This window comes from Pseudomonas sp. NFPP12 (assembly GCF_900103205.1).
Lineage (GTDB): Bacteria > Pseudomonadota > Gammaproteobacteria > Pseudomonadales > Pseudomonadaceae > Aquipseudomonas > Aquipseudomonas protegens.
Genome location: NZ_FMWW01000003.1, coordinates 482078 through 497516, shown reverse-complemented (window position 1 = coordinate 497516; position 15439 = coordinate 482078). Strand labels below are relative to the sequence as shown.

Genomic DNA, 15439 nt, shown 5'->3' with positions numbered 1-15439 from the left:
CCGCTTTTTTGCATACCGCCGTAGATCCAGGAAGGCCACGATGTCGGACGCTCAAGTCGCAACTCCCCCACAGGACGTATTGGATAAGGCCGTCGCCGAAGGCGGCGCCTATGAGGTGCTGCACAAGCGCCTGCTGGACCAGGGCCAGCGCCTGCGGGCCACCACTGACGACCTCAACCAGAGGCGTCTCGACGAGTTCGGCAACAGCCGCATGGAAGTGGTCGGGCGGGTGCGCATCCGTACCGAGAACAACTGCATCGCCCGGGACATCGTCCAGGTCGGCGACTGCCTGCTGTTCGGCTACAACGTCTTTATCGGCCTGAAGAAGGAAACCAGCGTCGCTGACGTGTTTTCCCTCTACCGGCTGGTGGAAGAGGGCGAAGGCTATGAAGCCGAGCCCGTGCCCCTGGAAGGCAGCTTTTTGGCGGCCCAGGGCTTCCTCAACGATTTCAACGAGCTTTATACCTATTACAAGAACACCCGCCTGCTGCAACTGGCGATCCGTGACGGCAAGCTGCTGGCAAGTTTCCAGATCGGCGAGCGGGTCACCGATGTGCGGGTGTTCCGCTGGTCGATCTCGGTGGACGGGCGTGATGTCCGTTACATCGACAACCGGGGCGAGCGGGATATCGCCCTGCCGGCACCCTTCGATTTCGAATGGAAGAAAGCCACCCGCGAGATGGTGGTCGAAGGCCGCTTTCCGCACCTGAACATCCTCGACACGGTGTTCGTCGAGACCATCGGCGGCGACCTGACCATCAAGGTCGAGAACAACACCGAGTCGGGCCTGGGCATCTACCGCGAAGAGGTGCTGGACAAGACCCAGTCCCTGGACGACTCGCAGATCGAATTCGCCCGCCTGGGCAGCCTGATCCTGCTCAAGGTCCTGCCGTACCGCGAAGAGCAGTGGCGCTACCTGGTGTTCAACAGCCTGACCCGCCAGGTGGAGCGCATCGACGCCATCGGCCTGGCCTGTGTGCAGTTGCCGGAGGACCACGGGATCATCTTCCCCGGCGGCTACTACCTGCAAAGCGGCGAGTACAAGACCTTCGAGCAGTCCATGGAGGGCATGCGCTACAAGCGCTCGGTGCGCTCGCCCAACGGTGAAGATGTGCAGTACATCTTCTACCACCCGGAGCAGGGCCGCTCGGTGCTGCTGACCTACAACATGATCAACCGCCAGTTGCAGAACCCGCTGTTCGGCCACGGCTACGCGCGCCTGGAAGACGGGCGCATGGTGATCTTCGCCGCCGAGGGCGACGAGCCGACCCGGGTCCATCCGATGCAGGTCTGGCAGACACCGTTCTTCACCGAGGAGTACGCCGCGCGGCAGCCGACCCGCAGCGGTTTCCTCGGGCGCATCGGCAACGCCGAACTGGTGCGCAGCGTTTCCGACCTCTACGACCTGTGCCGCGAGATCGACACCCCGGCGGTGTCGGTGCAGCGCTACTCGCTGCTGTGCCAGAACACCCGGCGCCTGTTCGATGTGTACCACTGGCTGGGCAGCGACGAGCTGGACGGCCTGGCGCCGCTGCTGCGGGAAGTGGCCTCCACCTCGGAGCTGGTGCTCGACGAATACGAAAAAGTCGAAAGCATCCGTCGCCAGTCGGACCAGGCCATGGTGGCCGCCGAGGCCAAGCAGAAAGCCCTGCTGGACAGCCTGCTGGTGGACAGCTGGGATCAGGTGCAAAGCTTCGTCGATGCGCTGAACGGCATCACCGCCCAGCGCGGGCTGCTGCTGACCATTCGCGACTACCGCTACATCGACGTGGCGCGCATCGACGCCATGGAAGCCGAGCTGCTCAAGGCTCAGGAGCGCACCGCCGCCGGCACTGCGACCTTCCTCGCCAGCGATCAGGCCTTGCAGCCTTTCGTAACCCAGCTGGAAACCCTGGACGCCCAGGCGCAGAAAGCCGAAACCGTGGCCCAGCTCAGCGAGCCCCTGGGCGCCCTGCAAGCCATGGCCGGTGATCTGGACATGTTGTCGAGCCTGATGGCCTCGCTACAGATCGACGACGCCACCCAGCGCACCCGCATCATCGAATCCATCTCGCAGATCTACGCCCGCCTGAACCAGGCCAAGGCCCGTGCCGAACAGCGGCGCAAGGCTCTGGGCTCGACCGAGACCGTGGCCCAGTTCGGGGCCCAGTTCAAACTCTTCAGCCAGGGCATCACCAATGCCCTGGCCCAGGCCCAGGACCCCGAGCGTTGCGATGAGCAACTGTCGCGCTTGCTGGTGCAGCTTGAGGAGCTGGAGAGTCGCTTTGGCGATCACGAACAGTTCCTCGGCGACATCCTCGGCAAGCGCGAGGAGTTGCTGGAAACCTTCGAGGCCCACAAGCAATCGCTGCTCGACGAGCGCCAGCGCAAGGCCCAGGGCCTGCTGGATGCCGCGCGGCGGATTCTCGATAGCCTCGGCCGGCGCACCGCCAAGTTCACCCAGGCCGAAGAGCTCAATGCGTTCTTCGCCGCCGACCCGCTGATCCTCAAGCTGCGGGAGCTGGCCGAGCGCCTGCGCGAGCTCAAGGACAGCGTCAAGGCCGACGATGTCGAGTCGCGCCTCAAGGGCGCCCGGGACCAGGCCGTGCGTGCCCTGCGCGACAAGACCGAGCTGTTCGAAGAGGGCGGCAACGTCATCAAGCTGGGGCCGCGCCACCGCTTCAGCGTCAACACCCAGGAGCTGGACCTGACCCTGATGCCGCGGGGCGACGAACTGCACCTGCACCTCACCGGCACGGATTTCCTCGAACCCCTGCGCGACCCCGAGCTGGAGGCCCTGCGGGACTTCTGGCAGGTGGCCCTGGAGTCGGAATCGGCCCAGTTGTACCGCGCCGAATACCTCGCCGGGCAGGTGCTGGACGCTGCCGACCGCGGCGAGGAAGGCCTGAGCCTGGAAAGCCTGAAACCCTTGCTGGCGCACCCTGAAGAACTGGCGCGGGTGATCCGCGACTTTGCCGCGCCGCGCTACAAGGAAGGCTACGAGAAGGGCATCCACGACCACGACGCCGCAGCGATCCTCCTGCAACTGCTGCCCCTGCGCGACAGCGCCGGCCTGCTGCGTTTCGGCGCGGCGGCGCGGGCCTTCGCCACCCTCTACTGGGATCGCCAGCAGGAACAGCCGCAACCCCGGCAATGGGTGGAACGTGCCCGTACCAGCCGGCATATCCAGCAACTGTTCGGGCGTCGTGAAGGCTTGCTGCAGTTGCAGGAAGAAATCTTCCTGGCGCTGCAGGACTGGCGCCAGCAGCAGGCCTTCAGCCTGCCGGCCGAACTGTTGCCGGAAGCCGCCGAGTACCTGGTGCAGGAACTGGCGGCGGAGCGCATCGAGTTCACTTTCAGCAAATACGCCAAGCAACTGCAGGAAGCCCTGACCCTGCGTCTGCAGGGCGCACGGATGTGGGACGACTACCAGCAGGCCCTGGCGCGGCTGGTGGAGCGGCCCGCTGCGCAGTGGGCGCTGACCGAGAACTGGCTCTCGGCCCTGTGCGCCGAGGGCGAGTTCGCCGAGTGGGCCGACTACGTGCCCGAGGCGGTGGCCCTGTTGCTGCTGCGGGAAGACTTTGCCAAGCGCATCACCGAAGTCGACCTGCGTTTCAGTGTCGGCAACCTGATGGGCGAACACCCGCGCATCCAGGAGCGCAGCCTGTCCCTCACCGTGGACGGTTTCTTTGCCCGCCTGCGGGCCCACCGCGAACAGTTCCTGCCCGGCCTGCAGCGTTACCAGGCGCTGCGCCAGGGCATCATCAGCCGCGAGCGCTCGGCCCTGCGTCTGAGCGAATTCAAGCCGCGGCCGCTGAGCTCGTTCGTGCGCAACAAGCTGATCAACGACGTGTACCTGGGCTTTATCGGCGATAACCTGGCCAAGCAGATGGGCACCGTGGGCGAGAACAAGCGCACCGACCTGATGGGCCTGTTGATGCTGATTTCGCCACCGGGCTACGGCAAGACCACCCTGATGGAGTACGTGGCGCACCGCCTGGGCCTGATCTTCATGAAGATCAACGGCCCGGCCCTGGGGCACCAGGTGCGTTCCCTGGACCCGGCCCAGGCGCCGGACGCCACTTCGCGCCAGGAGCTGGAGAAGCTCAACCTGGCCCTGGAGATGGGCAACAACGTGATGCTCTATGTCGACGACATCCAGCACACCCACCCGGAATTCCTGCAGAAGTTCATCTCGCTGTGCGACGGCACCCGGCGCATCGAAGGCGTGTGGAAAGGCCGCACCAAGACCTACGACATGCGCGGCAAGAAGTTCTGCGTGGTGATGTCGGGCAACCCGTACACCGAGTCCGGCGAAGTGTTCAAGATCCCCGACATGCTGGCCAACCGGGCCGACATCTATAACCTCGGCGACACCCTGGGGGGGATGCAGGACGCCTTCGCCCTGAGTTACATCGAGAACGGCCTGACCTCCAACCCGGTGCTGGCGCCATTGGCCACCCGCGACATGGCGGACGTCTACCGCTTCGTCGCCAAGGCCGAGGGCAAGGCCTTCTCCAGCAACGAACTGAGCCACAGCTACAGCGGTGCCGAGATCAACGAAATCACCACCACCCTGCAACGCCTGATGCAGGTGCGCGACGTGGTGCTGCGGGTCAACCAGCAGTACATCGCCAGCGCGGCCCAGGCCGACCAGTACCGCAGCGAGCCGCCGTTCAAGTTGCAGGGCAGCTACCGCAACATGAACAAGATGGCGGAGAAGATCTCGGCGGTAATGAACGACGCCGAGCTCCTGCAACTCTTGGCCGACCACTACCAGGGCGAATCCCAGTTGCTGACCACCGGCGCCGAGGAAAACCTGCTCAAGCTCGCCGAGCTGCGCGGTAACCAGACCCCGGAGCAGAGCGAACGCTGGACCCAGATCAAGCGCGACTTCGTGCGCAACCGCTCCATGGGCGGCAGCGACAGCGATGTCGGCACCCGCGTCGTGGCCCAGCTCAACGATCTGGTGGAAGGCGTGCGCGGCCTGGCCCGGCCCGCGCCGCAGCAAGGCATGCGTGAAGTGCTGGAGAACCTCTCCGAGCACCTGGAGCAGAGTTTCCTGCCGCTGCTCAAGGTCATGCACAAGAAGATCGATGTCGACCTGCACAGCCACCAGCGCATTGGCGACATTGCCACGCGCCTCGACGAACTGAGCCAGATGCTCAGTAACGGCGAGGTTCCGACCCTCAAGGACTCCCAACCGTAGGAGCCGGCTTGCCGGCGAACAGCCAAGGATCACGACATGGATTTTGCCCACCTGGACCAGCAACTGCGCGACAGCGTGCTGGACCTGAAACTGAGCAACGAAGAGCGGGACGAGCTGCGTCAACTGGGCAGCGAACTGGGCCAGGACCAGGTGCGCTACATGCGTAACCGTGCCTTTGACCTGGTGCGCGAGCTGGCGCTGGCGGACAGCGTCAATGTGCTGCCGGCGTTGAAGTGGCTGGAACAAGTGATCAAGACCCTGGACGCCAACAGCGCCCCGGTGCGGGACATGGCCAGCGCCCACTTCAGCCCCGGCGAAGACTGCCGGCGCAAGATCCGCGACCTGTGCCGCCAGGCCCGAATCTCGGTGGATATCTGCGTGTTCACCATTTCCGACGATCAACTGAGCGACGAAATTCGCGCCTGCCACCAGCGTGGTGTGGCCGTGCGGGTGATCAGCGACAGTGAAAAGCAGTTCGATGTCGGCAGCGATATCGCCGCGCTGCGCGAGGCCGGGGTGCCGGTGCGGATCGACGACACGCCGTTCCACATGCACCACAAGTTCGCCGTATTCGATGGCCGGACCCTGCTCAACGGCAGCTTCAACTGGACCCGCAGCGCCACCACCGGCAATGAGGAAAACCTGCTGGTGATCGACCACCCGCAACTGGTGGCCAGTTATCTCAAGGAGTTCAACGAACTCTGGAGCCGCTACGCGCCGCGTTAAGGCGTGCAGCGGCGGGCCTTGACGCTGCCTCAGGCGGCGTTCGGCTGGCCCCAGGCGCTCTCGGCGGCCAGGTGGTCGATCAACTTCTGGCACAGCCCTTGGGCTTTTTCCGGGGCGCTCTGGCGCAGGGTTTCCAGGGCCTGGTGCAACTGTTGCACCGGGTTTTCGCCGATAAACAGGTTGCTCGGTTCCAGCCCGGCAATCGCCTCGTCGAAGCGTTGCTCGTGAATGTGCTTGAGCACCATGGCCTGGCTCAACTGGTGGGTGTAGGCCGCCTGCTGCTCCAGGCGAGCTTTCAGTTCGACAGCCTTTGCCTGGTCGTCGATGTAGACGTAGCTCAGCGCCAGCTGTTCCAGGAAGAAGTTTTTTTCCGCTGGATCCAGAGGCGCATTCTGACTGTCGTCGAGGGCTTGCACGGCCTGGTCCAGCAGTTCACCGGCTTGCCGGGTCTGCTCCAGGTCGTGCAGCAGCTTGGCCTGCAAGGCCAGTTTCATCGGTCGATCGGCGTATTCGAGCTGGGTGTTGAGGCGCGCCATTTCCTCCAGATTGTTGCGGATCAGCCAGCTGTCGCGGCGCAGGCGCGGCAGGTCGGCCTGCACCCGTAGTTGGGTTTCCAGGATCAGCAGGCGCAACCATGGCCATTGCTCATCGCCACGCAGGGTTTCCAGGGTCAGCAAGGCTTGTTCCAGCAGATGGGCGCACCATTGCGAGTGTTCCTCGACGTAGGTGCCCCACAGGCAGACCAGGCACCAGATACGCTGCGAGGGCGAAACGACGCAGGCCTGCAGGGCCGCCTCGGCCTTGGCCATTTCGTTGCGCCCGACATGCCAGTTCAACAGGCTCAGCAGTAGATCGCTGGCGTAGCTTTCCGGCATCTGGGCGATCAGCCGTGGAGCCAGATCCGGGCGGTTGGCGTCCAGTATCAGTTTGAGCAGCGGCGGGTAGCCGAAGTAGTCCTCGGGCTCGGGGGCCTGCGTCAGCAGTTCGAACCCGGCCTCGAATTCCCCGGTTTCCATGAGCAAGGTTACGACGATGATCCGAGCCGATCCGGGTAATTGCGCGGCCATGGCCGGGAACTGCGCATCCTGCCCCTGGGCACGGTACTCGCGCAGGGTCTGCTCTATCTCGTGTGGGTCCAGTTCGTTGACCGGCTGTTTGAGCAGCAGTTGCCAGGCCAGGCCGATGCTGATGGCAGCCTCGTCGGCCAGGCCCAAGCTGCGTTGCAGGGCAGCCAACTGCCGGTGCTCGCCGGGGGAGTCCGGGCTCAGCTGGTTGACGCCGAAGGTCACCAGCAAGGCGCGGGCCTGCTCGTGTTCACCCTTGGCCAGCAGCAGCGGGATGCGCAGCAAGGGCGCTGACGGCAGGGGTTGATGCAGGCGCTCCAGCAAGCCCAGCACAGCCTGCGGGCCATCGTTGTCGAGCAGGGTTTCGAGCAACTGGTTCAGTGCCATGGGCTGGTAGGTTTCATCCAGCTCGGCCAGTACTTCCAGGGCCTGTTCCGGGTGCCCCTGTCGGTACAGCGCTGCGGGCATCTGGAACAGCCCCAGTTGCCGGGCTTTGCCCGTCAGGCGTTGGGCCAGTTGCAGGCCCACTTGCGGTTCGATGGCGCTCAGGTGCGCCGCGCGATTGATCTGCGCCGCCTCGTCCAGGGTGATGCCCAGGTCATTGCCGGCGCTGCGCTTGTTGGCATAGACCACCAGCAGCGTTATCACGCCGGTAATCAGCAGCAGGATGACAAGTACTTCCATGATGAATCTTCCTCGGGTGCGGCTGTTGGCCGGTGACGCGCCCCGCCAAGGGCGCGCAACCGGGGGGCGTCAGTTGGTCTGGGAACTGAGCCAGATCTGGCCGTTGGCAATGCGCGCCATCAGTTGCTGTTTCAGCTCGCCGGCACGTTCGGGGGCACGCTGCTGCAGGTCTTCCAGGGCCTGGTACAGCAGCGACAGGGGCTTCTTGTCGCTGAGCAGGATGCCCAGGTTCAGGCCCTCGATGGCCTGGGCGTAACGCTGATGCTGGATATGGTTGAGCAGCAGTTCCTCTTCCAGGATGCGACTGCCCGAATCCTCGGCGTTGAGCCGGTCCTGCAGGGCCTGGGCCTGTTGTACATCGTCGATGTTCAGGTAGGCGCTGGCGATGTCCTCCAGGTAGAAGCGGGCGTCCATCTCATCCACATCCGGCAGCGGCTCGCCATCCAGTAGCTGCACCGCCTGCTCCAGCAGGGACCTGGCCTGGGCGGTCTGGTCCAGGGCGTGCAGCAGCTTGGCCTGGTCGCACAGATGCAGCAATTGCTCGTCACCGGGCATCTGCTGGCGCAGACGGTGCATTTCCTCGATGCTGCTGCGCACCAGCCAGCTGTCCCGGCGATGAGCTGGCAGGTGGCTTTGCATCAGTAGCTGGGTTTGCAGGGCCTGCATGCGCAAGCTGTTGTAGAACTCATGTTCATTCTTGTAGCCGTCGATCAGGTGCAGGGCCTGGGCCAGCAGGGCTGTGGTCCATTGCGGCTGCGCCTGGTGCAACTCATCGCAGAGGTTGAGCATCAGCCCCGGACGCTGCGACTCGTGGCTGGCTCGCGCCTGCAGCAGGGCCTCGGCTTCGGCGGTCTGGCCCTGGGCCGCCAGATGGCTGAGCAGTTGCAGCAGCACGCTGTGCTGGTGCATCTCGGGGGTCAGGTCCAGCAGGCGCAGGGCGGTTTCGGTTGTCTGGCGTTTCAGGGCCGAGTCCATCAGGTCGCTGTAGGTCGAGGAGTAGAGGGTGCCGTTGTCGGCCAGCAAGCTGAAGGCCGGCTCCACCTGGCCGGCATCGAACAGCGCGATCAGCGCCTGCACCTGTTCCTCGGCCGGCAGTTCGGCCGAGTGGGCCAGAATCCGCTCGGCATGCCCTTGGGTGGCGAAGGCGTCGAAAAGGCTGCGCAGCACAGTGTGATAGCGCTCCTGCCCGGGTTGCTGGAAGCTCGCCCAGGCCTGTTCGAGGCTGATCAGCGCGGCGTCTTGCATGCCCGCCTGAAATTGCAGGCGCGACAGCATCAGCAGATTGCCGATGCTCTGGCGTTCATGGGCCGCAGGGTTTTTCGGGTCGCCGAGCTCGCCGATCAGGGCCAGGGCGCGCGCCTGTTCACCGCGGGCCTGGAGGATTGGCACCTGCAGCAGCGGCCAGCTGGGCAGGGATTCGCCCCAGTGCTCCAGGAGCTCCAGGCAGGCCTGGGTATCCTGGCTGTCGAGCAGCGTTTCAATCAGGGTATTGAGCACGTATTCCCGAGCGTGAGGCGGCAGTTGCTGGTAGATCGCCGTGGCCTGGGCCTTGTGCCCAGCCACATAGAGCTCGCTGGCCACCAGTTGCAGGGCCAACTGCTGCGCCTCGCCCTCTGGCAGTTGCAGCGCCAGTTCTAGGGCCAGTTGCGGCTCGGCCTTGCTCATCAGCAGGGTCTGATTGATCTGGGCGGTGAGGTTGCCGGTCTGTTCCAGGTATTGCTGCTGGTCGGCGGATTTCTGGCGCAAGTACAGGATCAGTGCGATGAACAGCAGCACGATGACGAGCAGGATGACAAAGAGGGTCATGGACGTCCTTTTCTATTGAACAGCGGCTCTGGCGCGGTGCGCGTCAGCCGGTTTGCGCGGGGTTATAAAGCCATGGTCACGGGCTGGCAACCGACTTTACCCAGCCAATGCGTTTCAGCGGATGTCATCCAGGACAGGGGTGGCCCGGTCAGCGGTCGGGCAGGGCGGCGGGTTTCGGGTTAGACTTGCCGCCTTTTCGCACATTCAAGAAGCCCGCACATGGCCCAGCCGTCCACCACCTACAAATTCGAACTGAACCTGACCGACCTCGATCGTGGGGTCTATGAAAGCGTCAAGCAGACCATCGCCCGTCACCCTTCGGAAACCGAAGAGCGCATGACCGTACGGTTGCTGGCCTACGCCTTCTGGTACAACGAGCACCTGTCGTTCGGTCGGGGTCTGTCGGACGTGGATGAACCCGCCCTGTGGGAAAAGAGCCTGGATGACCGCGTCCTGCACTGGATCGAAGTCGGCCAGCCGGACGCCGATCGCCTGACCTGGTGCTCGCGCCGCACCGAGCGCACCAGCCTTCTGGCCTACGGCAGCCTGCGGGTCTGGCAGACCCGGGTGCTGGACGCGGTGAAGAACCTGAAGAACCTCAACATCGCCGGCGTGCCCCAGGAAGTCCTCGAGACCCTGGCCAAGGACATGCCGCGTGTCATCAAGTGGGACGTGATGATCAGCGAAGGCACGATCTTCGTCACCGATGATCGCGGCCAGCACGAAGTGCAGCTGGAATGGCTGCTGGGCGAGCGCGGCTGATCGCCCGCTCTGCCCCTGAACGATCCACCGTCCCCCCAGAGAAGTTGCTGTTAGCCCATGCGTATCGAACCCCGTGAGTTGCCCGCCGTCCTGCCCTTTCTCGGCGATCTGCCGCCGCTGCTGACCCGCCTCTACGCCGCCCGTGGCGTGCAGTCGGTGGAGGAGCTGGACAAGAGCCTGGCGCGGCTGATCCCGTATCAGCAGCTCAAGGGCATCGATGCCGCGGTGGACCTGCTGGTGACCGCCCTGGACCAGCGCCAGCGCATCCTCATCGTCGGCGACTTCGACGCCGACGGCGCCACCGCCAGCACCGTGGGCCTGTTGGGCCTGCGCCTGCTGGGCGCGGCCCATGTCGATTACCTGGTACCCAACCGCTTTGAATACGGCTACGGCCTGACCCCGGAAATCGTCGCCGTGGCCCTGCAGCGCGAACCGCAGCTGCTGATCACCGTGGACAACGGCATCTCCAGTGTCGAGGGCGTGGCGGCGGCCAAGGCAGCAGGCTTGCAAGTGCTGGTCACCGACCACCACTTGCCCGGCCATGAACTGCCCGCGGCGGACGCCATCGTCAACCCCAACCAGCCGGGCTGCGAGTTTCCGAGCAAGGCCCTGGCCGGGGTCGGGGTGATCTTCTACGTGCTGATGGCCCTGCGCGCCCGTTTGCGCAGCCTGGGGCGCTATGAAACCCGGCCGCAGCCGAACATCGGCGAGCTGCTGGACCTGGTGGCCCTGGGCAGCGTGGCGGACGTGGTGCCCCTGGACGCCAACAACCGCATCCTGGTGCACCAGGGCCTGGAGCGGATTCGCGCCGGTCGCGCGCGGCCGGGGCTCAAGGCGATTCTCGAAGTGGCCAAGCGTGATCATTCGCGCATCACCTCCACCGACCTGGGCTTTATCCTCGGCCCGCGGCTCAACGCCGCCGGGCGCCTGGACGACATGAGCCTGGGTATCGAGTGCCTGCTCAGCGACGACGTTTCCGCCGCTCGGGCCATGGCCGCCCAGCTGGACGAACTGAACCAGGACCGCAAATCCATCGAGCAGGGCATGCAGCGCGAAGCGTTGGCCCAGCTCAAGGAACTGCCGGTGGAGTCGATGCCGTTCGGCCTGTGCCTGTTCGACGCCGACTGGCACCAGGGGGTGATCGGAATTCTCGCCTCGCGCCTGAAAGAGCGTTACCACCGGCCGACCATCGCCTTTGCCGATGCCGGCGACGGCATGCTCAAGGGTTCGGCGCGTTCGGTGCCGGGCTTTCATATCCGCGACGCCCTGGACGCCGTGGCCGCGCGCCATCCGCAACTGATCAGCAAGTTCGGCGGCCACGCCATGGCCGCCGGCCTGTCGTTGCCGGAGCAGAACTTCCCGGCCTTCGCCGAGGCCTTCGACGAAGAAGTGCGACGCCAGCTGCGCGAAGAAGACCTCACCGGGCGCCTGCTGTCGGACGGCACCCTGGCGGTGGAAGAGTTCCACCTGGAACTGGCCCGCGCCCTGCGCCACGCCGGCCCCTGGGGCCAGCACTTCCCCGAGCCGATGTTCCATGGCGTGTTCGAACTGGTGGAGCAGCGCATCGTTGGCGAACGCCACCTGAAAGTGGTGCTGCGCAGCGAATGCGGCTCGCTGAAGCTGGACGGCATTGCCTTCGGCATCGACCGCGAAGTCTGGCCCAACCCGACCATCCGCTGGGTGGAGCTGGCCTACAAACTCGACCTCAACGAGTTCCGTGGCCAGGAAACCGTGCAGTTGATGATCGCCCACATCGAACCGCGCTGACCTGCGAAGGGGCGCCGGGCCTTGCCTTGTGCGTCCTCACCACCTCCCCCGCCTCTGCTGGCAACCCCTGTAGCCGCTGCCGAGCCTGTGGCGAGGCTGCGAAAAGGCCCGCAGGGCCTTGCCGGCAATCTTGCGCCGACCTCTGAGGGCCTTTGAAGCCCCACGTCTGCTACGCAGCCGATCGCAGCCTGCGGCAGCGGCTACAAGGGGAGCAGCGCCTTTTTTGCCCGGGCACGCATCAGGAACCCTGCCGGCGACAGTGTTGTCGACTAGTCTCTAAGCACTGTCTGATTGGCCTTGTGACCTTTTGTCATTCTTCTACCCGCGGGGGCGGGCGCTTCACTTCGCAGTCACTCGTCGACCGTTCAAACAGAACCCTGGAGCCTGACCATTGACCGAGAGGTGCCCCATGAGTCTGCTGCTTGAACCCTATACCCTGCGTCAACTGACCCTTCTCAACCGCATCGCCGTGTCGCCCATGTGCCAGTACTCGTCGGTGGACGGGTTGGCCAACGACTGGCACCTGGTGCACCTGGGCAGCCGCGCCGTCGGCGGCGCCGGGTTGATCTTCACCGAGGCCACGGCGGTCACCGCCGAAGGCCGGATCACCGCCCAGGACCTGGGCCTGTGGAACGACGCGCAGATCGAACCCTTGCAGCGCATCACCCGTTTCATCACCGCCCAGGGCGCGGTGGCGGGTATCCAGCTGGCCCATGCCGGGCGCAAGGCCAGTACTCACCGGCCCTGGCTCGGCAAGTCCGGCAGCGTCAAGCCCGAGGACGGCGGCTGGGTGCCGGTGGGGCCCTCGCGGATTGCCTTCGACCCGCAGCACACGCCGCCGACCCAGCTCGATGAAGGGCAGATCGGCGAAGTCATCCAGGCCTTCGTCGCGGCCGCCAAACGCGCGCTGGAGGCCGGTTTCAAGGTGGTGGAAGTGCATGCTGCCCATGGCTACCTGCTGCATCAGTTCCTCTCGCCCCTGAGCAATCAGCGCCAGGACCAATACGGCGGTTCGTTCGAAAACCGCATTCGCCTGGTGCTGCAGGTGACCGAGGCGGTACGCGCGGTGTGGCCCGAGGAGCTGCCGCTGTTCGTGCGGGTGTCGGCCACCGATTGGGTGGAAGACGGCTGGAACCCGGACGAGACCGTGGAGCTGGCGCGGCGCCTCAAGGACCTGGGGGTGGATTTGATCGATGTGTCGTCCGGAGGCACCGCGGCCAATGCCGAGATTCCCACCGGGCCGGGTTATCAGACGCGCTTTGCCGAGCGGGTGCGCAAGGAGTCGGGGATTGCCACCGGGACCGTGGGGATGATCACCGAACCGGCCCAGGCGGAGCATATTTTGCGTACCTGTCAGGCGGACATCATCTTTCTCGCCCGTGAGCTGTTGCGTGATCCTTACTGGCCGCTGCATGCCGATGACGACCTGGGCGGGCGCAAGGCGATCTGGCCGGCGCAGTACCAGCGGGCGACCCACAGGGACCAGCCGATTCATGAGTCGGATTTGCGCGATTAATGTACTGCCGTTGTAAAAAAAACCGGCCCGTGGGGGCCGGTTTTTTTGTGCCTGGCTTCAGGCTGCCTTCGCTGGCAAGCCAGCTCCTACGGGGGCGGTGCGGTTTGTAGGAGCCGGCTTGCCGGCGAAGAGGCCCGTAGGGCGGGCCGGGGCTGGCAGCGGGTCACGGGTATTTGCGTTTGTCCGGCGCCGGCGGGAAGTACTGGTACAGCCAGGTCTCGCTCAGGGTACGGTCGTTGGTGCGGATGAACAGCCGCAGCTCCACCGGTTCGACGCTGTCGTTGGTGGGGAACCAGTCGAAGGTGATGCGGTAGCCCTTGATCTCGTCCAGCACCAGTACGTTGAAGTCCTTGATCTCGCCGTTAGACGCGGTGACCACCGGCTCGATGCCGGTCCCCGCTGGCAGGCGATCCAGGCCGCCGCCGGTGAAGTCCACGGCAAAGCGCCGCGCCCAGACTTCCGGGTAATGCTCGCCCGGGGCCCAGCCTTCGACGAAACCGCCCATGCCGGAGCGGGTGGCGTGTACTCGCGCCAGGGGCGTGCCCACGGGCGGCAGGGCGCTCCAGTAGAGTTTGTAGCCGTAGTTCAGCGAGTCCCCGGCGGCCACCGGTTTTTTCGGGGTCCAGAAGGCCACGATGTTGTCCAGGGTTTCGCCGGTGGTGGGGATTTCCAGCAGGTCGATGCTGCCTTCGCCCCAGGCAGTGGTGGGCTCGACCCACAGGCTCGGGCGGCGGCTGTACCAGTCCACGGTGTCCTGGTAGCTGGCGAACTCGTGGTCGGTCTGCACCAGGCCGAAGCCTTTCGGGTCCTTGTCGGCGAAAGCGTTGAATTGCAGGTTCGCCGGGTTGTTCAGCGGGCGGCAGATCCACTCGCCGTTGCCGCGCCACATGGCCAGGCGGTCGGAGTCGTGGATCTGTGGGTGGATGGTGTCGCACATGCGCCGCTCATGGGTGCCGCAGCTGAACATGCTGGTCATGGGTGCAATGCCCAGTTGCTCGATGGCGGTGCGGGCATTGATGTGGGCGTCGACGTCCATCACCACGCGTTCGGCCTGGCAGTCGATGTCGAAACGGTAGGCACCGGTAGCGCTCGGCGAGTCCAGCAGGGCGTAGACCACGAAGCGGGTGCTGTCCTTGTCCGGGGTCTCGAACCAGAACTGGGTGAAGTCGGGGAACTCCTCGCGGCGCTTGGCGTAGGTGTCGATGGCCAGGCCACGGGCCGAGAGGCCGTACTGGCCGGTGGCGTCCACTGCGCGGAAGTAGCTGGCACCAAGGAAGGACACCACGTCGTGCTTGTCCAGTTCCGGGGCCTTGAACAGCTTGAACCCGGCAAAGCCCAGGTCGCCCTTGAGCTGGGCGGTGTCGACGCTGGTGTTCTGGTAGTTGAACAGTGGCGGGCGGAAGTGCACCTCCCGCGCCTGGCGGGTCTTGGGGTCGACACTGTGCATGCGCACCGGCTGCTTGAAGCCCATCCCGACGTGGAAGAACTGCACGTCCAACTGCCCGTTCAACTCGTTCCACAGCGAGTGCTTGCTGTCGTACTGGATGGCGTTGAAGTTCTGCGGGGTCATCTTCGCCAGGGTGGGCGGCAACACCTGCTTGGTGTCCACGTACTGGCTGGCGGCAAGTTGCTTGGCCTGGGCCTTGAGCTGCTCGAAATCGAACGCCTGGGCCTGGCCATCAGCGGCGCCGGCCCAGGCGCGGGCGGCCAGCAGGCCGCTGGCCGAGAGGCCGGTATAGGCCGCCAGGGCCATGGAGGCTTTGAGGAGATTCCTGCGGTGCATGGTTGAACCTTGATCAGAGAAAGATCCCAAGCCGTTCCTGGCTGCGTGGGGGGATCGCGAGGGGTGGTTCGGTCATGCCATCGGCCAAACGCAACGGACTATAAACAGACGCCGGATAGAATAAACGGTTCGCCAGGGGCAGA

At 65.0% G+C, this 15439-nt stretch carries 8 protein-coding genes; 5 read left to right on the top strand and 3 right to left on the bottom strand.

All coding sequences use genetic code 11. From position 1 onward, the window contains the following. Positions 1-40 precede the first annotated feature (40 nt). Positions 41-5188, top strand: a complete 5148-nt coding sequence (locus tag BLS75_RS15100) for a DNA repair ATPase (RefSeq protein WP_072451198.1) — start codon at positions 41-43, stop codon at positions 5186-5188. A gap of 36 nt (positions 5189-5224) precedes the next feature. After that, complete coding sequence (locus tag BLS75_RS15095; protein WP_011059464.1) at positions 5225-5914, top strand: phospholipase D-like domain-containing protein; 690 nt, start codon at positions 5225-5227, stop codon at positions 5912-5914. A gap of 29 nt (positions 5915-5943) precedes the next feature. On the opposite strand, the gene BLS75_RS15090 is transcribed toward BLS75_RS15095, so the two are convergent. Beyond that, positions 5944-7662 (bottom strand): tetratricopeptide repeat protein, encoded by a 1719-nt coding sequence (locus tag BLS75_RS15090; protein ID WP_072451197.1) that lies wholly within the window; start codon positions 7660-7662, stop codon positions 5944-5946. Positions 7663-7731: 69 nt separating this feature from the next. Continuing rightward, positions 7732-9468 (bottom strand): hypothetical protein, encoded by a 1737-nt coding sequence (locus BLS75_RS15085; protein WP_072451196.1) that lies wholly within the window; start codon positions 9466-9468, stop codon positions 7732-7734. 219 nt (positions 9469-9687) lie between these two features. On the opposite strand from BLS75_RS15085, the gene BLS75_RS15080 reads away from it, so the two are divergent. The 3 genes from BLS75_RS15080 (at position 9688) to BLS75_RS15070 (ending at position 13513) form a co-directional block, all read left to right on the top strand. Then, entirely contained in the window at positions 9688-10230 is a 543-nt protein-coding gene (locus BLS75_RS15080; RefSeq protein ID WP_011059467.1) for a YaeQ family protein, read from the top strand. 57 nt (positions 10231-10287) lie between these two features. Beyond that, positions 10288-11997, top strand: coding sequence for a single-stranded-DNA-specific exonuclease RecJ (gene recJ / locus BLS75_RS15075; protein WP_072451195.1), 1710 nt, complete (start codon positions 10288-10290; stop codon positions 11995-11997). 409 nt (positions 11998-12406) lie between these two features. Beyond that, a complete protein-coding gene (locus BLS75_RS15070; protein ID WP_011059469.1) occupies positions 12407-13513 on the top strand; it encodes an NADH:flavin oxidoreductase/NADH oxidase in 1107 nt (368 codons plus the stop codon). Positions 13514-13676: 163 nt separating this feature from the next. Here the strand turns inward: BLS75_RS15070 and BLS75_RS15065 are convergent, their stop codons facing one another. Further along, on the bottom strand, positions 13677-15296 hold the full coding sequence (locus BLS75_RS15065; RefSeq protein ID WP_072451194.1) for a glucan biosynthesis protein D: 1620 nt from the start codon (positions 15294-15296) through the stop codon (positions 13677-13679). Between the last annotated feature and the right edge of the window lie 143 nt (positions 15297-15439).

Bases quoted from the DNA above. Each gene is read 5' to 3' on its own strand.
- BLS75_RS15095 (WP_011059464.1), top strand. From the start codon at position 5,225: ATGGATTTTGCCCACCTGGACCAGCAACTGCGCGACAGCGTGCTGGAC.
- BLS75_RS15065 (WP_072451194.1), bottom strand. From the start codon at position 15,296: ATGCACCGCAGGAATCTCCTCAAAGCCTCCATGGCCCTGGCGGCCTAT.
- BLS75_RS15085 (WP_072451196.1), bottom strand. From the start codon at position 9,468: ATGACCCTCTTTGTCATCCTGCTCGTCATCGTGCTGCTGTTCATCGCA.
- BLS75_RS15090 (WP_072451197.1), bottom strand. From the start codon at position 7,662: ATGGAAGTACTTGTCATCCTGCTGCTGATTACCGGCGTGATAACGCTG.
- BLS75_RS15100 (WP_072451198.1), top strand. From the start codon at position 41: ATGTCGGACGCTCAAGTCGCAACTCCCCCACAGGACGTATTGGATAAG.
- BLS75_RS15080 (WP_011059467.1), top strand. From the start codon at position 9,688: ATGGCCCAGCCGTCCACCACCTACAAATTCGAACTGAACCTGACCGAC.
- BLS75_RS15070 (WP_011059469.1), top strand. From the start codon at position 12,407: ATGAGTCTGCTGCTTGAACCCTATACCCTGCGTCAACTGACCCTTCTC.
- recJ (WP_072451195.1), top strand. From the start codon at position 10,288: ATGCGTATCGAACCCCGTGAGTTGCCCGCCGTCCTGCCCTTTCTCGGC.